This window comes from Arthrobacter sp. AIWTK1, assembly GCF_056680535.1.
Genome location: NZ_CM155287.1, coordinates 770117 through 791297, shown reverse-complemented (window position 1 = coordinate 791297; position 21181 = coordinate 770117). Strand labels below are relative to the sequence as shown.

Here is a 21181-nt window from a genome sequence, read left to right as displayed (position 1 = left end):
TATGCTACCTCCGGATGTTCAGGATGTGTGCCGGCTCCACGTGGGCGTCAAGCCGCACGTAGTTGTATTCGCCCCATTCCCAGCTCTCGCCGGTCAGCAAATCATCCACCCTGAAGCCGCCGTTGTGCGTGAGGTCGGCCGGGTCGAGTTCAAGTGCGGCCAGATCCAGGGAAACGGTGCTCTCCCGGGTGCTGTGCGGATCGACGTTCACCACGATGATCAGGGTGTCCTTGGTGCCGTCGGGAAGCGTCTTGTGCTTGGAGTAGACGATCGTGGCGTCATCGGTGCTGTGGTGCAGCGTCAGGTTCTGCAGGTCCCCCAGCGCCGGGTGGGTGTGGCGGATTTCGTTGAGCCTGGTCAGGTACGGCGCGAGCGTCCGGCCGGATTCAGCCGCAGCATCCCAGTCGCGGGCCTTGTATTCGAATTTCTCGTTGTCGATGTATTCCTCGGCGCCGGGGCGGGCCACGTGCTCATACAGTTCGTAGCCGGCGTAGACGCCCCACAGCGGGCTGGCCGTTGCTGCGAGCGCGGCGCGGATCTTGAACGCGGCAGGGCCGCCGAACTGCAGGTACTCGGTCAGGATGTCCGGGGTGTTCACGAAGAAGTTCGGACGGAAATACGCCGGGGACTTCTGGCTGACCTCGGTGAAGTACTCTTCAAGCTCCGTCTTGGTGTTCCGCCAGGTGAAGTACGTGTAGGACTGCTGGAAACCGGCACGTCCCAGGGCATGCATCATGGCAGGCCGGGTGAAGGCCTCCGCGAGGAACACAACCTCGGGGTGCTTCTTGTTGACCTTCGCGATCAGCCACTCCCAGAACCACACAGGTTTGGTGTGCGGGTTGTCCACCCGGAAGATTTTGACGCCGTGGCTCACCCAGAGCAGCACGATCCGCAGGATCTCCTTGGACAGGCCCTCGGGATCGTTGTCGAAGTTCAGCGGGAAGATGTCCTGGTACTTCTTCGGCGGGTTCTCGGCGTAGGCGATGCTGCCGTCAACGCGGGTGGTGAACCATTCCGGATGCGACTCGACCCACGGGTGGTCCGGGGCCGCCTGCAGCGCGAGGTCCAGGGCAACCTCGAGCCCGAGCTCCCGGGCGCGGGCCACGAATGCGTCGAAGTCCTCGAATGTGCCGAGGTCCGGATGGATGGCGTCGTGTCCGCCTTCCTTGGCGCCGATGGCCCAGGGCGAACCGGGATCGTGCGGACCGGCAATCAGGGTGTTGTTGGGTCCCTTGCGGTGCTGGATGCCGATCGGATGGATGGGCGGCATGTAGATGACGTCAAAGCCCATTCCCGCCACGGCATCGAGCCGTTTGGCGGCAGTCTGGAAGGTGCCGGACTGCCACTCCCCGGTCGTGTGGTCGCGGACGGCCCCTTCCGAACGGGGGAAGAACTCATACCAGGCGCCGCGGCCGGCAAGGTCGCGTTCCACGAGAAGGGGGAAGCGTTCGGAGACAGTGACGAGTTCGCGGATGGGCTGGCGGCCGACGATGTCAGTCACCTCGGATCCGAACCCGGCAGCGAGCCGTTCCTCCGCGGACCGCGACGTATCGGACAGGACCACGACGGCGGTGCGCAGCGTCCGCCGGTCAGCGGACGGGCGGGCAGGGTCTTCGGCTGCCTGGGACAGCAGTGCGGCACCTTCGGCCAGCATCAGTTCGACGTCGATGCCCGCCTCGACCTTGACCTCGGCGTTGTGGTGCCACGTTCCGTACCGGTCATGCCAGGCTTCGATGGCGAACGACCAGTTTCCCGTGCCGGTAGGCGTGAGGATGCCTTCCCACCGGTCGGTGCCCTTGCCCCGGTCGCCGCGGGGCGGCGCCAGCCGTACGCGCTGGCGTTCCTTGCCCTTGGGGTCGAACAACACCGCGCTGACGCCGAGCTGGTCGTGCCCTTCGCGGAATGCTGTCGCGCCGACTACGAGCCCTTCGCCGGGGAGCGCCTTCGCGGGAAACCTACCTCCGTCCACCACGGGCTGAACGGCGGTGATCGGGAACCTGCCAAACTGCAGGCCTTCCGTGATCAGGGCCTTAGGCTTTTTGCTGGATCCGGCACTGGTTCGCGTATTAGTCGTCACGAACTCGACGTTATCGAGAAATCCCCCATTTTGCTAAGGGAACTTCCGTTTTTCCCCGAGCAATCCGTCATTTACCTAAAAGAAACCTAAACCTGTTCCGACGGCCCATCTTGTCCGTTAGTGTGACGCAGGTGAAGGCTATCCGCAGATTTACTGTCCGAACCGTTCTTCCGGAATCTATCCGGCCGTTGGCCCGTTTGGCCACCAACCTGCGGTGGTCATGGCACCGGCCCACCCGGGAGCTTTTTGAAGGTCTCAACCCCGCCATCTGGGACGAGAGCGCACACGATCCCGTCAGTTTCCTGGGCCTCGTGAGCCGTGAGGAGCTGCAGCGACTCGCCGCAGACCAGGACGTCGTCCGCCGCGTGCACGCCGCCGCCGAAGACCTGGACCGGTACCTGGAACAGCCCCGCTGGTACCAGAGCCTCGGCGACGATGCACCGTCCTGCATCGCGTACTTCTCACCGGAATTCGGGATCACCGAAGTTTTGCCCCAGTATTCGGGCGGTTTGGGAATTCTGGCCGGAGACCACCTTAAGGCGGCATCGGACCTGGGCGTACCGCTCATCGGCGTCGGCCTTCTCTACCAGGCCGGCTATTTCAAGCAGTCCCTCTCCAGGGATGCCTGGCAGCAGGAAACCTACCCGGTCCTTGATCCGGACGGGCTCCCGCTGACCCTCCTCCGCGAGGAAACCCCCGACGGCAACGGCAAGCCCATCCAAATTTCGCTGCCGCTCCCCCACGGGCGCCGGTTGCTGGCACACATCTGGCGTGCCGACGTCGGGCGCGTTCCCTTGCTGCTGCTCGATTCAAACGTTCCGGGCAACGACGACGCCGCCCGCGGCATCACGGACCGCCTGTACGGCGGCGGCGGCGACCACCGTCTCCAGCAGGAACTGCTGCTGGGTATGGGCGGAGTTAAGGCGCTGCGCGTTTACCAGCGCCTCACCGGGTGCGCCGCGCCGGAGGTCTTCCACACCAACGAGGGCCATGCTGGTTTCCTTGGCGTGGAGCGCATCCAGGAGCTCATGTCCTCGGACAGCCCGCTCACCTGGGAGGAAGCCCTCGCGGCGGGGCGCGCCTCCACCGTCTTCACCACGCACACCCCGGTCCCGGCGGGCATCGACCGGTTCGAGGTCTCCCAGATCCAGCACTTCTTCGAGGCCGGCCTGGCTCCCGACGTGCCGGTGTCCCGGATCCTGGACCTGGGACGCGAAAACTTTGCCGACGGCAATCCTTCGGTCTTCAACATGGCCGTGATGGGGTTGCGCCTGGCGCAGCGGGCCAACGGCGTGGCCAAGCTCCACGGAGTAGTGTCCCGCGGGATGTTCTCGGCCCTGTGGCCGGGATTCGACCACTCTGAAGTTCCCATCACCTCCGTGACCAACGGAGTCCATGTCCCGACGTGGGTGGACAGCCGCGTTTCCAAGCTGGCCCGTGAGCAGTTCGGCGCCGAGGCGGAAGCCATGGGCCGCTGGGACCTTGCCTACAACGTCAGCGACGAGGACGTCTGGGCCCTTCGCCGCGAAATGCGTGTCTCGCTCGTCGAGGACGTCCGTAAGCGGCTGCGTGCGGCCTGGAAGAAGCGCGGGGCGGCAGACGCCGAACTCGGATGGACTGATTCCGTGCTGGACCCGGACGTCCTCACCATCGGTTTCGCCCGCCGGGTGCCCACGTACAAGCGGCTCACCCTGATGCTCCGGGAACCCGCCCGGCTCAAGGCCCTGCTGCTGCACGAGACACACCCCATCCAACTGGTGATCGCGGGCAAGTCGCACCCGGCGGATGACGCCGGCAAGAAGATGATCCAGGACCTGGTCCGGTTCACCGACGACCCCGAAGTGCGCCACCGGATCGCGTTCCTGCCCAACTACGACATCGCCATGGCGCGCACGCTCTTCCCCGGCTGTGACGTCTGGCTGAACAACCCGCTGCGTCCGCTTGAGGCCTGCGGTACGTCCGGAATGAAGGCAGCCATCAACGGTTCACTGAACCTTTCGGTGCTGGACGGCTGGTGGGATGAAATGTACGACGGCGAAAACGGCTGGGCCATCCCCACGGCCAACAACAACGCCTCGCCCGAGGAACGGGACGACATCGAAGCGGCGGCGCTGTACGAGCTTCTCGAGACGCAGGTGGCGCCCCGCTTCTACGGGCTCACCGTGTCCGACGGCGCCGGAGCCGCAGGGCCGTCGGAGTCCGGCCCGCAGAAGGTGCCCACCCACTGGGTATCGATGATCAAGCACACCATGGCGCACCTGGGCCCGGCCGTGTCCGCTGAGAGGATGCTCCAGGACTACGTGAACATCCTCTACCGCCCCGCTGCCATCGCCGGCCGGCGTGCCGTCGCGGATAACTTCGCCCAGTCCAAGTCCCTGGCAGCCTGGACGTCACGGATCCGTGCTGCGTGGCCCCAGATCCAGGTGGAGCACGTCGACTCGGTGGGCGTGTCCGAGGACCCGCAGATCGGCGACACCCTCCAGGTGAACGCCTACATCGCGCTGCACGACCTCGATCCGGACGACGTGGCTGTGGAGGTCGCCTTCGGCCGCGCCGAGGAAAGCGACGAACTGGCCGACATCACTGTCGCCGACCTGGTGCCCAAGGAGGACCTCGGCAAGGGACGCTACCTCTTCAGCGGCTCGCTGCTGATCGACCGGTCCGGGTCCTTCGGCTACACCGTGCGCGTGCTGCCCAAGCATTCAGCCCTCGCCTCACGGGCCGAACTCGGGCTGATCGTCAACGCCTGACCCGCCGTCAAACGCAACGCTCCCTCAGTGAGGGAGCGTTGCGTTTTTAACGGTGAAAGGTGAGAAAGCGTTTGCGGTCGTATGGTTTTCTGAGACAGCTTGATGGGAGCTTCACTTCAGATGACCACGCCCAGAAGAAAATATGATGCCGCTTTCCGTGAGGAAGCAGTGCGGCTGGTTTTGTCCACGAACCGTTCGGTGAAGCAGGTCGCCGAAGAGATCGGGGTGAAGGAAAGCACGCTGGGGAACTGGCTTCACCGGCATCGGGAACGTCAACCAAACGCTCCTGTCCCGCCCGAGGACAGGGGCCCGGTTGCCTGGGAAGAGCACCAAAAGGCCTTGGCCGAAAACGCCAGGCTGAAGGCCGAGGTCGAGTTCCTGGGAAAAGTCAGCGCCTTCTTTGCCGCGAAGCAAAAGTAGAGGACTTCTACGAGTTCATCGAAGCGGAGAAGGCCAACCATTCGGTGGTGTGGCTGTGCCGGGCGTTGAAGGTTTCCCGGGCCTCGTTCTACCGGTGGCGCAACCCCGCCGGGCCCTCACCACGCGCGGTGCGGCATGAGGATCTGACCGCCGCGGTCACCAACCTCTACACGAAGGAGGAAGGCCGTGCCGGCCGGGACCAGCTGACCCTGCTGCTGAACGCCGCCGGGACCAAGGTCTCCGCCCCAACCGTTGGGGCCATCATGCGCGAGACCGGCCTGCGTGCCATCCGAACTCAGGCCTGGAAGCAGACCACGGTCCAGGACCAGCAGGCCAAGACCGCCCACATCGAGAACCACATGCTCGATGCCACGGGCAAACGCGACTTCACCTCCACCATGCCCGGGACCCGTCTGGTCGGCGATATCACCTACCTGCGCACCGGTGAGGGCTGGCTCTACCTGGCCACCGTCATCGATCTGTTCTCCGGCATGGTGATTGGCTGGGCCATGGCCGGACACATGCGTGCGAGCCTGTGCACCGCGGCCCTGCGGATGGCCCGGAACCACGGCCGCTTCGCCGAGAATTCTGTGGTCTTCCACTCCGACCGCGGCACCCAGTACACCTCTGACGAATTCCAGCAATGGTGCGGCACTAACGCGGTCACTCAGTCCATGGGCAAGGTCGGGGTGTGCTGGGACAACGCGGTCGCCGAGAACTTCTTCTCACACCTCAAAACCGAGTTCTACCACCACAAGCGCTTCGGTTCCAGGCTCGCCGCCCGGAGCGCTGTGATGGACTACATCGAGGGCTGGTACAACCGCCGGCGACCCAACCGCCGGGCCGGCGGCGCACCACCCGTAACAGCCCACACCGCTTACCAAAGCACCGTTCAGGAACCCCTGGCCGCCTAAACAACAACAACGAGAACTGTCTCAAAAACTTGACGAGCGCAGTTTGTGATTTCCTTGCCAAAGGTGAGAGAGCGTTTGGTTTCAGGCGGCGGGAGGTGAGAGAGCGTCCGGTTAGAGGCAGACGGTGATGACGGACAGGCTCTTGCCTGCGTAGCTCTCGGCGTCCTGCAGGATCTCGCAGATAATGCCGAAGGACCGGTCCGAACGGAAAACGGCCGGGACCTGCCAGATAAACGTCAGAGGCTCCTTGCCGTCGTCCGTGACCGTGTCCGCGAAGTCGTGCAGCGAGTCGTTGAGGGCATCAAGGTTCACTCCATAGTGCTCCGGGAAATCCAGTACTTCCCCGAATGTCTGGAGCACCTCCTTTTTGGTATCGGCGGCCGGGATCACCAGGACCCGGCGGCCGGCGTCCGACGCCTGCTCGCGAAGCTCATCTATGGTCCAGGTGTCTGCGGAGTAAATCTTCATTCGTGCCTCTATTTGCCTTCCAGAATTAGCAGAAAAGATTCATAGTGGTCGGGCGTGTAGTACTTCTCGCCGGCCCCGCCCACGACAATCCGGCGGGCTCCCCGGTCCGATTCGCCGGGAGTCCTGACTGTGAATTCCTTGTAGTAGCCGCCCGGCTTCCGCGGCAGCAGACGCTCGAAATTGCTGAAGACGGCACCGTCACGCGAAAAGGGATACGGGCCGCCTCGGGCGATCAAGGCCAGGGCCTCCCGGGCCTCGGGCGGAAGGCCGGAGGCAGCGACAGCCTCCAGCCCCGAGGTGTTTTGCACGTCGGGAACGGCAGGGACGGAACTTCTGACGGCGGGCGCGGACGCCGTCGTCGAACCCGCCGAAGTATCCGGGCTCCCCTGCGTGTTGGACAGCAGCATGCCCAGTCCGGCAACGAGCACCAGGACCGCAGCCAACAGCAGGAGCCTCGCGATCCCCCTCATGCATTCCCCATGTGCCGGGACCTACGTGCGGTAGATGCTGATGGTATTGGACTGCACCACGTCCCGTTCGCCGGCCGCCACCCGGACTCCCTGGCGGCGGTCTTGAAGCTCCGACGTGGTCAACCGGAGTTCGAACAGCCGCTTGCCCGTGCCTTCGTCGTTGCTGACGTCGGGCAGCGTGATCTTGATGTCGTGTGCGCTGCCGTTCACCACCACGAGTCCGTCCACCTGGCCGTCGTCCGAGCCCAGCAACAACTGGACCACCCGGTGCTGGGGATCGTTCCAGCGGTCCATGGACATGGGCTTGCCGTGTTCGTCGAACCAGTGCAGGTAGGCCTGTTTGTCCCGCGAAGGGTAGTGGTGCGGCTGGCCGGCCAGGAACTCCTTCCGGAGCCGGATGACGCGCTTGGTGCTCCTGAGCATGGCATGGGATTCGGGCGTGCTGGTCCAGTCGAGCCAGGTGATGTGGTTGTCCTGGCAGTAGGCGTTGTTGTTGCCCTGCTGGGTGCGGCCGATCTCGTCACCGGCGGTGATCATGGGGATGCCCATGGATACCATCAGGGTGGCCATCAGGTTGCGGCTGGTCTGCGCCCGGAGCGCCAGGATCTCTTCGTCTTCGGTGGGCCCCTCGAAGCCGTGGTTGTAGCTGCGGTTGTCCCCGTGGCCGTCCCGGTTCTGCTCGCCGTTGGCCTCGTTGTGCTTGCGGTCGTAGGACACGAGGTCGGCCAGCGTGAAGCCGTCATGCGCGGTGACGAGGTTGACGGAGGCCATACGGGACCGTCCCGATTCCGCGAAAAGGCTTGCGGAGCCGGAGATGGAGTCGGCCAGGCGGGCGACGGAGCCGCCCTGGCCGCCAGCGTCTATCGCGGCCCGGTCTGCGAGCCAGAACGAGCGCAGGGCATCACGGTAGTGGTCGTTCCAGTCCACCCAGCCGGGCGGGAAGCGTCCGGTCTGCCAGCCGCCGTAGCCCACGTCCCAAGGCTCGGCGATCAGCTTGACGGAGGACAGCACCGGGTCGGCGGCGACAGCCACGAGGAAGGGGTGGTGCGGATCGAAGTCGTTCGCGGCGTTGCGGCACAACGTGACCGCGAGATCAAAACGGAAGCCGTCAATGTGGAACTCGTCCACCCAGTACCTCAGCGAGTCAAGGACCAACTGGACCACGCGGGGGTGGCCGAAGTTCAGGCTGTTGCCGCACCCGGTGGTATCCACGTACCTGCCGTGGCCGTCGTTCCGGTAGTACTGCATCTCGCCGAGGCCGCGGAAGCTGAGCGTCTGGCCGTCCCGGCCGCCCTCGGCCGTGTGGTTGTACACGACGTCCAGGATCACTTCCAGGCCGGCTGCGTGCAGGAGCTTGACCATGCCCTTGAATTCGTCCTGCACAGCCTGAGGGCCAGCAGCCTGGGCGGCCCGGGTGGCGTAGGCCGGATGGGGCGCAAAAAACGCCGCCGTGTTGTAGCCCCAGTAATTGGTCATGCCCAGGTTCTGCAGATGCGGCTCGTCCAAGTGGAAGTGGACAGGCAACAACTGGACAGAGGTAATGCCCAGGCCGACGAGATGCTCGATCATTGCCGGGTGGGCCATGCCGGCGTACGTGCCCCGGAGGTCCTCGGGAATGTCCGGATGCAGCATGCTCTGGCCACGGACGTGGGCTTCGTAAATGATGGTGTTGCGCCACGAGACGTGGGGATTGCGGTCCTCGCCCCAGTCGAATCCGCCGGACATGCGCACATTGGTGAGGAATCCGTCGCGCTGATCCACGGCGCGGCCGTACGGGTCCAGCAGCAGCGGCTGCTCGCCGTCGTCGTCGAACGCCACGGTTGGCACCGATACGGGCAAGGCGTCGTCCTCGGGCGAGGAGCGGAAACCGTAGCGGGATCCCGCGGGGAAGCCGTCCACAATGCCGTGGTGGACGTCGTTGGTGATGTTGGGCAGGGTCTTCAGCTGCCATGTGCCGCCGGGCGCGCAGTAGGCGATTTCCAGCGTCGCCACCCCGGGGGCGTAGACCGCGACATTGGCGCAGGCACTCTGAGGATCGTCCGTTGCCGGAGAACCCGTGCGCGGAACGCTGATACCCAGTGGAAACGGCCGGGAGGCGTCCACGGTGGAGGCTGTGTCTAGGAGTGGCATGACCATTGCTTAAATATTAGCTGTGCCACACAAATGTCCGATATTCCGCCCTATGTGTCGGGAAATGGGCTGGCCTTGTTCAGCGCTGCATACTGCGTTGCATACTGAAGTGAGACGCCAAGTTGGAGGTAATTGTGCGAGTTGCACTTGCTCAGGTAGTTACGGGCCGCGATATTTCCGGGAATCTGGACATCGTGGAAAAATTCGCCCGCAAAGCGAAAGAAGGCGGGGCCGAATTGGTGGTCTTCCCGGAAGCCACCATGCGCGCTTTCGGTAATTCGCTCATTGACATTGCCGAACCGCTGGATGGCCCGTGGGCCACCCGGCTGCGCAGCATTGCCCGGAAAAGGGACATCGTGATCGTGGCGGGAATGTTCACCCCCGGGGAGTCCGGCGATGCCACCGGCAGCGATTCCGGCAACCGTGGCCGGAAAGTTCGTAACACCCTCCTGGCCACCGGTCCCGGTGTGGACGCCAGCTACGACAAGATCCACCTGTTCGACGCATTTGGCTTCGCCGAATCAGACACGGTGGATGCTGGCACTCGCCCTGTCACGTTTGAGCTCGGCGGCATCAGCTTCGGCCTGGCCACCTGCTACGACATCCGGTTCCCGGCACTGTTCACGGCCAACGCCGACCTGGGCGCCGAGGCCAACATCGTGTGTGCCTCCTGGGGAGCCGGCCCGGGGAAGGTCGATCAGTGGCGCCTGCTGGCTCGCGCCCGCGCCGTGGATACCACCACCTACGTGCTGGCATGCGGCCAGGCCGATCCCGCTACCGAAGGCGTCGAAACGAAGGGATCGGCGCCCACCGGGGTGGGCCACTCCGCCGTCGTCTCCCCGCTGGGTGACGTCCTGGACGAGCTCGACGCCGGGACCGGGCTGCTGTTCGCCGACCTGGACCCCGCGGTCGTCAAGGAAGCCCGGACCAAACTCCCGGTCCTGGCTAACCGCCGCACGTTCTGAGCCCCTCGCCAGACGCTCTCTCACTTTTGGCAACAAAAACAGCGATGCTCTCTCACGGGTGAGAGAGCATCGCTGTTTAAGCTGCAGGAAGTGAGAGAGCGTCCCCGGTGAGACGGGATCCTACTTCGCGGCGCGCTGCCTGGAAATTTCGTACAGGGAAATGCCGACGGCCATGGAGGCGTTGAGCGATTCCATCGCCGAGTCGATCGGGATTGAGACGATCTGGTCGCAGTTTTCGCGGACCAGGCGGCTCAGGCCCTTGCCCTCGGAACCGACCACAATGCACACGGGTTCCTTGGCCAGGCTGAGGTCCGGCAGCGAGACGTCGCCGTCGCCGTCGAGGCCCAGCACGTAGATGCCCATGTTCTTGAACGCCTTGAGTGTGTTGTTCAGGTTGGCGGCGCGCGCCACCGGAACGCGGACGGCTGCGCCGGCGCTGGTCTTCCAGGCGGAGGCAGTGACGCCGACCGAGCGGCGCTCCGGCACGATGACGCCGTGGCCGCTGAAGGCCGACACGGACCGGATGATCGCGCCGAGGTTGCGCGGATCGGTGATGCCGTCCAGTGCGACGAAGAGCGGCGCGTTGGCAACGTGGCCCTTCTTCCAGCTCTCCACGGTTTCCTCGGCGAGCTCGTAAGCGTCCTGGTATTCGTAGGGCGGGATCTGCAGCACGAGGCCCTGGTGGATGGCGTCGTCCGTCATCCGGTCCAGTTCCGGCTTGCCGGTTTCCAGCAGCGGAATGCCGCGTTCGGCCGCGAGCTTGAGGGACTCCTTGACACGGTCATCCATCTCAATGCGGATGGCAACGTGGAGGGCCTTGGCCGGGATCCCGGCGCGAAGCGCTTCAACCACCGAGTTGCGTCCGGTGACGACTTCCTCCGTGGCACGGCCCTTCGGACCTGAGCGCGCACCAGCGCCGCGGGCTGCGCCCGGACGCTTGGCGGCGGACCGCTCGGCAAGCTGCTTGTTCTTGTGGGCCTTGTGGTACGGGCGGTCCTCCGCCTTGGGAGTGGGGCCCTTGCCCTCGAGGGCCTTGCGGCCGTGGCCACCCGTTCCGATGGTGGGGCCCTTCTTTGCTTTGACCGACCGGCGACCGTTGTTGGCCATGAGTTTCACCCTTGCTTTGTTGAGTAAGTCTGACCTCCAGTCTACTTACTCAGGCTAAATTGCCGGTCCGGCGCCCGGTCCTGCGGAACTCAGCCGCGCTTGAGGCTCCAGCTGGCACCGTCCGGACCATCCTCGACGACGACACCCGCCGCCGCCAGGGTGTCCCGGATGGCATCCGATGCCGCCCAGTCCTTGGTGGCCCGCGCCTGCGCCCGGGCACCCAGCTGGGCTTCGACGAGGACGCCCAGTGCCGTGTCCGCGTGGTCGTCCCGTGCGGGGGCTGCGACATCGTTCAGGCCCAGGACGCGGAGCATGTCGGTGACCGAGTGCAGGGCAGTCCGTGCCGCGGCGTTGTCGCCTGCGGTGAGGGCGGTGTTCCCGGCCCGCACGGTGTCGTGCAGGGCGGCCAGGGCCTGCGGAACGTTGAGGTCGTCGTCCATGGCCGCGGCGAAGGCGTCCGGAACCTCGCCGTAGCTGCCGAACAGCAAGGAGCCTGCACCGGACAAGCCGTCGTCAGACAGCGTCCGCACGGCGCGGGCCACGAAGCCGTCGATCCGTTCCATCGCGGCGGCCGCCTCCTGCAGCGAGGTGGGCTGGTAGTCCAGCACGGAGCGGTACTGTGCCTGGCCAAGGTAGTAACGCACCACCCGCGGCGAAGCGAGTTCCAGCATTTCCGCCGGGCTGACGGTGTTGCCGATGGACTTGGACATCTTTTCGCCCTGGTACGTCACCATGCCGTTGTGCATCCAGAAGTTGGCGAAGGGGTGCCCTGCCGCCTGGGACTGGGCCATTTCGTTTTCATGGTGCGGGAACCGGAGGTCCAGGCCGCCGCCGTGGATGTCGAATTCGGTGCCGAGGTATTTGGTGACCATGGCCGAGCACTCCAGATGCCAGCCCGGACGGCCGGCTCCCCAGGGCGAAACCCAGCTGGCCGTCGTCGGCTCCCCCTCCTTGTGGCCCTTCCACAGCGCAAAGTCCCTCGGATCCTTCTTTCCCCGGGGGTCGGCGTCGGGAGCTCCCTGCATGTCATCGATCTTCTGGCGGGTGAGCGAGCCGTAGCGGTTCCAGGAGCGGACGTCGAAGTAGACGTCGCCGGAGTCGTCGAGGGCTGGGTAAGCGTGGCCGCGGTCGATCAGGCGCTGGATCAGGGCGTGCATTTCCGGAATGTGGCCGGTGGCGCGCGGCTCGTACGTGGGGCGGGAAACGCCGAGCGTGTCGTAGGCCTTGAGGAACGCCTGTTCGTAGCGGTAGGCCAGCGCCCACCATTCTTCCTCGCGGATGTCGTCCGGGCCTTCCTCGAAGTCCGGTTCAAAGGAGAGTGCGGACTTGGCGAGGATTTTGTCGTCGATGTCGGTGACGTTGCGGACCACTGTCACGCGGAAGCCGCGGTACTCCAGCCACCGGGTGAGCTGGTCGAAGGCAATGGCCGACCGGATGTGCCCCACGTGCGGCAGGCCCTGCACCGTCGCGCCGCAGTAATACAGGCTCACCTTGCCCGGTATCAGAGGGACGAAGTCGCGGACTTCGGCGGATGCTGTGTCGTAAAAGCGCAGGGTCACTGCTCCAGATTAGCCGATGGCCTTTAGGGCGGTGCCCACCAGAGCTATTTGCAGACTTCGCCGATCTTGTTGTTCTGTTCGCCCAGCTGCTTTGTCTGTTCGGAGCTTTTGGTGCCCAGCGACGTTTCGGCCACCTTCTTCATGATGTCCGCCATTTTTTGGATGGGTCCGGCAACCTCAGGGGCCACCTTGTCCGCCACTTCCTGGTAATGCTTGGCGATCTGGTCAGCCTGCTGCTGCTGGTTTCCGGTGGGGACGAAAGTGTCCCCGTTGAGGAACTTGCAGCTTTCCTCAACGCTCATCTTCGGAGTGCCGCAGCCGCTCAGCAGCATCCCTGCAACGAGTACGACGGCGGCAAGCGGCTTCTTCACGAGGGGTCTCCTGGAGTGTTCGGCTGGGAAATGGCTCCTTTAAGCCTAGGCGAAACGCCGGCCCCGCTTCAGCCCGTCCGGTACACCAGCGCGGTGGCCAAGGCCGAGATGCCTTCCCCGCGGCCGGTGAAGCCGAGGCCGTCGCTGGTGGTGGCGCTGACGCTGACGGGGGCGTCCGCCGCAGCACTCAGGACCGTCTGGGATTCCTCCCGGCGCGGACCGAATTTGGGCCTGTTGCCGACGAACTGCACCGCGATGTTCCCTATCTCAAACCCTTCCGCCCGCACAATGCGGGCGGCCTCGGCTAGGAGGGTCACGCCGGAGGCGCCCGCGAATTCAGGGCGGTCCGTGCCGAAATGGGTGCCGAGATCCCCTATTCCGGCGGCCGAAAACAGTGCATCTGCAGCCGCGTGGGCCACGGGATCGCCATCGGAGTGCCCGGCCAGGCCCTGCTCGCCTTCCCACAGAAGTCCGCCCAGCCAGAGCGCCCGCGGGTTGTCCGGGGAGGCAAAAGCATGGACGTCGATGCCGATGCCGGTCCTGGGAATGAGGGGAGGCGCCATGTTCAGCCCTCCACCCAGCGTGCGCCGAGCGGCCCTTCCAGCAGGCCCTCGGCAATGATGAGGTCCAAGGGAGTAGTGATCTTCAGTGACTGGCTGGCTCCGCGGACAGCATGGACCGGGACACCCAGCCGTTCCACCAGCATGGCGTCATCCGTTATGGCGGCGGCCTGGGCTTCGTCGAAGCCGGCAGCCTCCCGGTGCGCCTTCAGTAACGTGCCAAGGTCGAATCCCTGCGGGGTCTGCACGGCGCGCAGCTTCTCCCGCGGTGCCGTGCCCACCACCACCTCCGGCGCAATACGTGCGTCCTCGTCGCTGGTTGCTTCAACGGTCTTGACGGTGTCCACCACGGGTATCACGGGGATGACCGCCAGGGCGCCGGCCGCTAGGGAGTCCACCACGCGATGGAAGACAGACTCCGGCGTCAGTGCGCGGGCGGCGTCGTGGACCAGCACAGCCTGGGTGCCCTCTTCCAGGGCTGCCAAGGCCGAACGGACCGATTCGGTACGCGTGGCACCGCCGTCGACGATCGTCAGCAGCGGCCCGCCGTCGGCGAGTTCGCCTGTGAAGTCATCGCACATCCGCCGGAGTGCTCCGTCGCCCGGCGGGAGCGCGACGCAGACCTGCTGCGCGACGCCTGAGGAAACGATCCCGCGCAGCGCGTGCATCAGGATGGGTTCCCCGCCGAGGGGGACCCTCGCCTTGGGCATGCCATAACCGAGCCGCTGCCCGGACCCGGCCGCGACCAACACCACGGCTACCACGGGACGGGGGGCGTATTCCCCGTCGTCCGGCGCGGCTCCGGCGGAAATTTCTGTTGCAGTCATGGGCACAACACTACGTGGCCGGGCCCTTCCGGCGCCGGGCGAAATCCCGGATTTTGTCCAAAAAAGGGCAAAAAGAAACCCCGGCGGCTGGTGAGCCACCGGGGTTCAATTCTTAGGAAGCCAAGACTTCGTCGAGAACGCTTGCAGCCTTCTCTTCATCCGTCTTTTCAGCCAGTGCCAGTTCTGAAATCAGAATCTGGCGGGCCTTGGCCAGCATACGCTTCTCACCTGCGGAAAGGCCGCGGTCGTGATCCCGGCGCCACAGATCGCGAACGACCTCTGCCACCTTGATGACGTCCCCGGAAGCAAGCTTCTCCAGATTTGCCTTGTAACGACGCGACCAGTTGGTAGGCTCTTCAGTGAACTCGGCTCGCAGCACGTCAAAGACATGCTCCAAACCTTCTTTGCCCACTACGTCACGAACACCAACAAGGTCAACGTTCTCTGCTGGAACTTCAATGGTCAGATCACCCTGGGCCACCTTGAGCTTGAGATACATTTTCTCTTCGCCCTTGATGGTGCGCATCTTGATTTCTTCAATTTTTGCTGCACCGTGGTGAGGGTAAACTACTGTCTCGCCGACCTCAAAAACCATGTGGACTTTCCCCTTTCCCGCAGACCAGTTTATCACGATTAAGGCATACAACTGGCACGGATCGGGGCCTCGAACCCAGTAAATACAAGGAAAATGGGGCCAATCAACCCCCTCCAACCCCTTGACGGATGCGGATATTAGTGCATCGGGAGGGGCGTGCCAAGGGCAGACGGAGGCAGCCGCCGGCCAGGGTTGCGGCGCAGCCGACAGGGTACGGACCGGTCAGGCGGGACGGGTTTCCGGACGTTAATGTGTACCGCCCGAATCCTTGTTTGAGACCGTTTGAGGATAGGCTATGGCTGAATAATGTTTCAAGACTCTCAAGGAGTGCGTGACGTGCGTTTCACTGCGATGAACCGGGGCCAGCGCGGCAAGCTGGCAATGGCAACGGCAGCACTTGCCATCGGCCTGCTGACCGTGACCGGCTGCGGCTACATCAACCCGCAGCAAACTTCTGAGCAGTACTCGGCGTCTGACGGCACCAGGGAAGATCTGGGCCCCCTCCAGATCCGCAACTTCATGATCGTTTCCACCGGCGAGGACAAGCCGGGCCGCGTGGTCGGGGCTGTTTACAACTCCTCGTCCAGCGACGTCAAGCTGACCATCAACGGTGCGGGAGGCTCACAGACGCAGGTGCCTGTGAAGAAGAACTCCTACACCCTCCTCAACGAATCCGCGGATCCGGCGATCCTCAGCACCACGGGCGCCATCCCGGGCTCCCTGTCCGAGGTCACCATTTCCGAGGACGGCACCAACCAGACCGCCAAGGTCAAGGTGCCCGTGCTGGACGCCACGCTGCCCGAGTACAAGCAGTACCTGCCGGAAGGCAGCGAACCCACCCCGTCCGGGACCGCTACGCCGACTCCCACGAGCAGCGAAAGCCACTAGCTCGCAACACCACAAAGGAGGGCTCCCGCCGCGCGGGAGCCCTCCTTTTGTGCTGTCCGGTTGTGTTGCGCCGGTTTCGCCCTGCCCGACGCGCCGGGCGGCGCGCCGGGGGCCGGTGCGCCGGGGGCCGGTGCGCCGGGGGCCCGGCGCGCCGGGCGGTGTGCCTAGGGTTCGAACTTGTAGCCCAGGCCGCGGACCGTCACGAGGTACCTCGGTGCCGACGGGTCCGGCTCGATCTTGCTGCGCAGCCTCTTGACGTGGACATCAAGAGTCTTGGTGTCGCCAACGTAATCGGACCCCCAGACCCGGTCGATCAACTGGCCGCGGGTCAGCACCCGGCCTGAATTGCGGAGCAGCATCTCCAGCAGTTCGAATTCCTTCAGCGGCAGCGATACCTGCTCGCCGTCCACGCTCACCACGTGGCGTTCGACGTCCATCCGCACGGGACCGGCCTGGACCGTGTTGGTGATGAGCTCCTCGGGCTCGCCCTGCCGCCGCAGGACCGCCCTGACCCGGGCAACAAGTTCCCGGGATGAATACGGTTTGGTGACGTAGTCGTCAGCCCCGAGTTCCAGCCCCACGACCTTATCGATTTCAGCGTCCTTGGCTGTCAGCATGATGACAGGAACGGTGGAACGCTGGCGAAGCTGCCGGCACACTTCGGTGCCGGACTGGCCGGGCAGCTGGAGGTCCAGGAGCACCAGGTCAGCCCCGTTCCGGTCGAACTCCGTGATGGCGTCCAGGCCGTTATCCACGACCTCCACCTCGAATCCTTCCTTGCCCAGAAGGTAGGACAGCGGGTCGCTGAACGACTCCTCGTCCTCGACTATGAGAATCCTGCTCAAGCGCTGGCTCCTTGCTCATGGACGCCGGAGGCGTCGTTACTGTGTAGTGAGGTGCTGCGGGCGGCCGCTGCCGGCGCCGCGGAGGCGTCGCCGTCGTCCTGCCCCTCCATCTCTGGAAGCCTGATGGTGAAGGTGGACCCCTGGCCGGGCTGCGACCACAGCGTCACTTCCCCGCCGTGGTTGGAAATAACGTGCTTGACGATGCTCAGGCCCAGGCCGGTGCCGCCGGTCTGCCGCGACCTGGCGGCGTCCACACGGTAGAAGCGTTCAAAGACGCGTTCCTGGTCCTCCGGGCTGAGGCCGTCCCCCTGGTCGGTGACAGAGATCGAGATCAGCCCTTCCTTGGCGCGAACCCCGACCCCCACCTTGGTGTTCTCCGGAGAATAGCGGATGGCGTTGTCGATCAGGTTCCGCAGCGCCGTCACGAGCAGGTCCTGGTCCCCGTACACCATGGCGTCCACATGGCCGCCGACCACGATGGAGATGTTCTTGCTTTCGGCGGGCAGCTGCGAACGGTCCACGGCCTCGGTGATGACGGAGTTGATGTCCACCGCGTGCCCCTGCTGGGCAACGTTGGCGCCCTGCAGCCGGGAGAGTTCAATGATGTCCTGCACCAGCGCGGCCAGCCGGGTCGATTCCTTCTGCATCCGCTTGGCGAAGCGGCGGACGGCCTCTTCGTCGTCCGCCGAGGACTCAAGCGCTTCCGCCAGCAGGGATATGGCGCCGACCGGGGTCTTGAGCTCGTGGGACACGTTGGCCACGAAGTCGTTGCGGATCTCCTCGGTACGGGTGATCTCGGTCCGGTCGTCCGCCAGCAGCAGGATGTATTCCTCTCCGAGCATGGCTGCCCGGACCTGGACGATGATGGTCCCCTGGCCCAGCGGACCCCGGGGCAGTTCGAACTGCTTCTCGAGGATGACGCCGTCGCGCCGCACCCGCGCCGTCATGTCCAGGAGCTGCTTGTGGACTACCGTGTGGCCGCGGACGAGGCCGAAGGCGTACGCCGCCGGGCTTGCCCTCACCACGCCGTCGATCGCGTCGACCACGACGAAGGCACGGCCGACGACGGCGAGCACCTCCGCGGCGCCGGGCGGCAGCGCCGGTTCGTCGAATTCAACATCCACCAGCTTGCGCTGCTGTTCGCTGACCCGGAAGGCGAGCACGCCAAAGATGCCGAAGGACAGGCCGATGAGGCCCGCGATGACACCGATGAGCATAGGATCCACGGTTCCAGCTTATGCTCTGCCCCGGGCGCCCAAAGCGAATCTGATGCGATTCCCGGCCGGGTTCAGCTAACGTTCACCTATAGGTGCGTAACAGTTCACCGGACGCTGACAGAGTTATTAGTTGGACTGCAGAGCGGTGATACGAAATCCGGCTGCCACTTCGGTGGGGGACGGTTTTCCAAGGAAAGGACGCGTAGTGCGTAAGGTTTTTCAGGAGGAGCTCACACAGGTGGGCGAGCAGCTCGTCGAAATTTCAAAGCTGGTGAGCGAGGCCATCGCCAAGGCCACCACTGCTTTCGAGGGGGCGGACGTCGACCTCGCCCAGGATGTCATCGCCGCCGACGCCAGGATCGACTTCCTGCAGAACAGCCTGGACGAGCGGGCCATCGACATCCTGGCCCTCCAGGGCCCCGTGGCCAGCGACCTCCGGATGATCGTGGGTTCCCTGCGGATGAGTGCCTCGCTGGAGCGCATGGGAGACCTCGCCCGGCACATCGCCCAGCTGGCGCGGCTCCGCTACCCGGCCAACGTGATTCCGGCGCAGCTCGCCGAAACCTTCAAGAGCTTCGCCGAGCAGGACCAGCTGATCGCGGACAAGCTCACCGAGCTCCTGGAAACGCGTGACCTGGAAGTTGCCCGTGACATCCTCAAGGCGAATGCGACCGTCAACGACCTCCACCTGAGCGTCTTCAAGGCCATCGCCCGCAGCGACTGGAACGAGTCACCGGCCACCACCGTGGACGTCGCCCTGGCCAGCCGCTACTTTGAACGCTTCGCAGACCACGGCGTGTCCGTCGCCCAGAAAGTCACGTACCTGGTCACCGGCGCGTGGCACCCGCACAGCACCGAAATCAGCTGACCTCTCTGCCGGGATTCCATCCGGCATAACGACGGCGGGCCGGTCACCGAAAGGTGACCGGCCCGCCGTCGTTCGCTTACTTTTTGCCTTGGTTCGCGACTGCCTTGATGGATTCGGCAGCGGCCTCGGGGTCGAGGTAGGTGCCGCCGGGGTTGAGCGGCTTGAAGTCCTCGTCGAGGTCGTAGACCAGCGGGATGCCGGTGGGGATGTTCAGGCCGGCAATGGCTTCGTCGCTGATGCCGTCAAGGTGCTTGACCAAGGCGCGCAGGGAGTTGCCGTGGGCGGTGACCAGGACGGTCTTACCGGCTTTGAGGTCTTCCTTGATGTCCGATTCCCAGTAGGGCATCAGGCGGATGAGGACGTCCTTGAGGCACTCGGTGCGCGGGAGGGCGTCGCCCAGGTCGGCATAGCGGGGATCGTGCGCCTGGGAGAACTCGCTGCTGTCGTCCAGGGGCGGCGGCGGGGTGTCGTACGAACGGCGCCACTCCATGAACTGCTCTTCACCGTACTCGGCGAGCGTCTGTGCCTTGTCCTTGCCCTGCAGTGCACCGTAGTGGCGCTCGTTCAGGCGCCAGTCGCGCTTGACCGGGATCCAGCCGCGGTCGGCCTTGTCCAGGGAGATGTTGGCGGTGTTGATGGCACGCTTCAGGAGGGAGGTGTAGAGCACATCCGGGAGAACATTGTTCTCAACCAGAAGCTCCCCGCCGCGTGCCGCTTCCTCGCGGCCCTGGTCGTTGAGGTCAACATCCACCCAGCCGGTGAACAGGTTCTTGGCGTTCCATTCGCTGTGGCCGTGGCGCAGCAGAATCAGCTTGTAAGTCATGGTTTTCATCCTAGCCGAGCAGGCGGCGGCACCGCCGAGCGTTACACCGGCCGGCCGTAATCGGGGCAGGACGCCGGGACCAGGACCGTTAAGCTTGTCCGGTGGTGCAGAAAGCTGAACGGGTGGCCGCCGCCCGGACCGGGAGCGGAACCCGGGGCGGGGCCGGCGGCGCAGGCAAAAACAGCCGGCCGGTGGGCAACGTGACCCGCGGCACCACCAACCCCAACCGGATGCGGCGCCTGGACCGGTGGCTCACGGGGACACAGGCCTGGCGGCTGCGCCGGGCAAGCGACCCGCTGGTCATTGACCTGGGCTACGGCGCCTCGCCGGCCACCGCCGTCGAACTGTTCGACCGTTTGTCCGCGGTGCGCACGGATGTCCGGGTGGCCGGGATAGAGATTGAGCCCGAGCGGGTCCGGGCGGCCAAACCCTTGGAGCGGTCCGGGCTGAGCTTCCATGTGGGCGGGTTCGAGATCCCCGTGCCCGGGCAGCCGGTCATAGTACGCGCGTTCAACGTCCTTCGGCAGTACGAGGAAGCGGACGTTGAGGCCATCTGGGCGCTGGTCCGGGGCCGGCTGGGCCCCAACGGGCTGTTCATCGACGGCACCTGCGACGAAATAGGACGCCGCGTGACCTGGGTGGCGCTGGACGCCGGCGGCCCGCTGAGCCTGAGCATCTCCATGCGCTTCGGCGGCTTCGCGCTGCCCTCCGAGATTGCCGAGCGGCTGCCGAAAGCCCTGATCCACCGAAACGTGCCCGGGGAGAGAATCCACGGCTTCCTGCAGGCACTGGACAAGGCCTGGCTGGACGCAGCGCCGCTGGCCGCGTTCGGGAACCGGCAACGGTGGACAGCCATGTGCCGGGCAATGCTCGACGGCGGCTGGCCCGTCCAGGACGGACCGTCACGCTGGCGGCTGGGCGAGTTAACTGTCGGTTGGGACGCTGTGGCGCCCGCCTGAGGTGTTGCCTGGTTACCAGGGCCCGTAGGGGCCCATGTTGCGGCTGCCGCCGCGGCCGGCGTCTTTCACTGCGGGTCGCACGTCAGCGAGGTACACCGACGCAGCGGTGACCGCCGCGAGGCCGAACAGGCCGAGGGTGCCGAAACCGCCACCGCCGCCACCGTAAAGGGACAGGCCGCCGATGGCCACAGCGCCGCCGGTCAATGCCAGCCAGAACGTTTTGGTCCGCTTGGAAACAGCCTCAAAGGCGTTCGCCTTGTGGCGCAGGCAATCAAAGAACGCCCATGCTTCAAGGCCAAAAGCCACGAGCGCAAGGATGAAATAGACCCAGGTCTCGACGAAGATAATCAACTGTTTTCCGTCCACGT

General features: G+C 65.0%; 20 protein-coding genes. 6 read left to right on the top strand and 14 right to left on the bottom strand.

All coding sequences use genetic code 11. The features are described 5' to 3' along the window. Positions 1–4: 4 nt before the first annotated feature. On the bottom strand, positions 5–2077 hold the full coding sequence (locus AC1MDG_RS03780; RefSeq protein WP_479807665.1) for an alpha-1,4-glucan--maltose-1-phosphate maltosyltransferase: 2073 nt from the start codon (positions 2075–2077) through the stop codon (positions 5–7). A 131-nt stretch (positions 2078–2208) separates the two neighbouring features. On the opposite strand from AC1MDG_RS03780, the gene glgP reads away from it, so the two are divergent. Then, positions 2209–4827, top strand: a complete 2619-nt coding sequence (glgP, locus tag AC1MDG_RS03775) for an alpha-glucan family phosphorylase (RefSeq protein WP_200890938.1) — start codon at positions 2209–2211, stop codon at positions 4825–4827. Positions 4828–4947: 120 nt separating this feature from the next. After that, a protein-coding gene (locus AC1MDG_RS03770; RefSeq protein WP_479805279.1) for an IS3 family transposase occupies positions 4948–6161 on the top strand; the annotation gives its coding sequence in 2 pieces (ribosomal slippage) (positions 4948–5209 and positions 5209–6161; 1215 coding nt in all). 111 nt (positions 6162–6272) lie between these two features. Here AC1MDG_RS03770 and AC1MDG_RS03765 read toward each other — a convergent pair. From AC1MDG_RS03765 to glgX, 3 genes are read right to left on the bottom strand one after another with little or no spacing between them, the layout of a single operon-like run. Continuing rightward, entirely contained in the window at positions 6273–6629 is a 357-nt protein-coding gene (locus tag AC1MDG_RS03765; RefSeq protein ID WP_479807662.1) for a barstar family protein, read from the bottom strand. Between the two features lie 8 nt (positions 6630–6637). Continuing rightward, positions 6638–7099 carry a guanyl-specific ribonuclease gene (locus AC1MDG_RS03760; protein WP_479807660.1) on the bottom strand — a complete coding sequence of 154 codons (462 nt, stop codon included), beginning with the start codon at positions 7097–7099 and terminating at the stop codon, positions 6638–6640. Between the two features lie 21 nt (positions 7100–7120). Then, positions 7121–9235, bottom strand: a complete 2115-nt coding sequence (gene glgX / locus AC1MDG_RS03755; RefSeq protein ID WP_479807658.1) for a glycogen debranching protein GlgX — start codon at positions 9233–9235, stop codon at positions 7121–7123. A gap of 128 nt (positions 9236–9363) precedes the next feature. Here glgX and AC1MDG_RS03750 point away from each other — a divergent pair, with 128 nt between their 5' ends. Next, on the top strand, positions 9364–10194 hold the full coding sequence (locus tag AC1MDG_RS03750; RefSeq protein ID WP_479807656.1) for a carbon-nitrogen hydrolase family protein: 831 nt from the start codon (positions 9364–9366) through the stop codon (positions 10192–10194). 120 nt (positions 10195–10314) lie between these two features. Here AC1MDG_RS03750 and rlmB read toward each other — a convergent pair whose 3' ends face one another. The 6 genes from rlmB to AC1MDG_RS03720 all read right to left on the bottom strand — a co-directional run bounded on the left by rlmB (position 10315) and on the right by AC1MDG_RS03720 (position 15213). Further along, complete coding sequence (gene rlmB, locus AC1MDG_RS03745; RefSeq protein ID WP_011690597.1) at positions 10315–11301, bottom strand: 23S rRNA (guanosine(2251)-2'-O)-methyltransferase RlmB; 987 nt, start codon at positions 11299–11301, stop codon at positions 10315–10317. An 89-nt stretch (positions 11302–11390) separates the two neighbouring features. Further along, positions 11391–12860, bottom strand: a complete 1470-nt coding sequence (cysS, locus tag AC1MDG_RS03740; RefSeq protein WP_479807654.1) for a cysteine--tRNA ligase — start codon at positions 12858–12860, stop codon at positions 11391–11393. A 44-nt stretch (positions 12861–12904) separates the two neighbouring features. After that, the gene (locus tag AC1MDG_RS03735; RefSeq protein WP_479807652.1) at positions 12905–13231 is read right to left on the bottom strand and encodes a hypothetical protein; all 327 of its coding nucleotides are present in this window, start codon (positions 13229–13231) and stop codon (positions 12905–12907) included. 68 nt (positions 13232–13299) lie between these two features. After that, entirely contained in the window at positions 13300–13794 is a 495-nt protein-coding gene (ispF, locus tag AC1MDG_RS03730) for a 2-C-methyl-D-erythritol 2,4-cyclodiphosphate synthase (protein WP_479807650.1), read from the bottom strand. Between the two features lie 2 nt (positions 13795–13796). Continuing rightward, a complete protein-coding gene (ispD, locus tag AC1MDG_RS03725) occupies positions 13797–14618 on the bottom strand; it encodes a 2-C-methyl-D-erythritol 4-phosphate cytidylyltransferase (RefSeq protein WP_479807648.1) in 822 nt (273 codons plus the stop codon). Between the two features lie 112 nt (positions 14619–14730). Beyond that, positions 14731–15213, bottom strand: coding sequence for a CarD family transcriptional regulator (locus tag AC1MDG_RS03720; protein ID WP_011690592.1), 483 nt, complete (start codon positions 15211–15213; stop codon positions 14731–14733). Between the two features lie 351 nt (positions 15214–15564). On the opposite strand from AC1MDG_RS03720, the gene AC1MDG_RS03715 reads away from it, so the two are divergent. After that, entirely contained in the window at positions 15565–16101 is a 537-nt protein-coding gene (locus tag AC1MDG_RS03715) for a hypothetical protein (protein ID WP_479809012.1), read from the top strand. A 164-nt stretch (positions 16102–16265) separates the two neighbouring features. Here the strand turns inward: AC1MDG_RS03715 and AC1MDG_RS03710 are convergent, their stop codons facing one another. Next, entirely contained in the window at positions 16266–16946 is a 681-nt protein-coding gene (locus AC1MDG_RS03710) for a response regulator transcription factor (RefSeq protein ID WP_043478332.1), read from the bottom strand. Beyond that, positions 16943–18163 carry a sensor histidine kinase gene (locus AC1MDG_RS03705; protein ID WP_043478329.1) on the bottom strand — a complete coding sequence of 407 codons (1221 nt, stop codon included), beginning with the start codon at positions 18161–18163 and terminating at the stop codon, positions 16943–16945. Before AC1MDG_RS03705 ends, AC1MDG_RS03710 begins: the two co-directional genes overlap by 4 nt. A gap of 205 nt (positions 18164–18368) precedes the next feature. Here AC1MDG_RS03705 and phoU point away from each other — a divergent pair, with 205 nt between their 5' ends. Continuing rightward, the gene (gene phoU / locus AC1MDG_RS03700; protein ID WP_043478326.1) at positions 18369–19031 is read left to right on the top strand and encodes a phosphate signaling complex protein PhoU; all 663 of its coding nucleotides are present in this window, start codon (positions 18369–18371) and stop codon (positions 19029–19031) included. Positions 19032–19107: 76 nt separating this feature from the next. On the opposite strand, the gene AC1MDG_RS03695 is transcribed toward phoU, so the two are convergent. Continuing rightward, positions 19108–19854, bottom strand: a complete 747-nt coding sequence (locus AC1MDG_RS03695) for a phosphoglyceromutase (protein WP_479807642.1) — start codon at positions 19852–19854, stop codon at positions 19108–19110. 101 nt (positions 19855–19955) lie between these two features. Here AC1MDG_RS03695 and AC1MDG_RS03690 point away from each other — a divergent pair, with 101 nt between their 5' ends. Further along, complete coding sequence (locus tag AC1MDG_RS03690) at positions 19956–20813, top strand: class I SAM-dependent methyltransferase (protein ID WP_200890937.1); 858 nt, start codon at positions 19956–19958, stop codon at positions 20811–20813. A 12-nt stretch (positions 20814–20825) separates the two neighbouring features. Here AC1MDG_RS03690 and AC1MDG_RS03685 read toward each other — a convergent pair whose 3' ends face one another. Further along, on the bottom strand, positions 20826–21179 hold the full coding sequence (locus tag AC1MDG_RS03685; protein WP_011690585.1) for a DUF2516 family protein: 354 nt from the start codon (positions 21177–21179) through the stop codon (positions 20826–20828). Positions 21180–21181 lie beyond the last annotated feature (2 nt).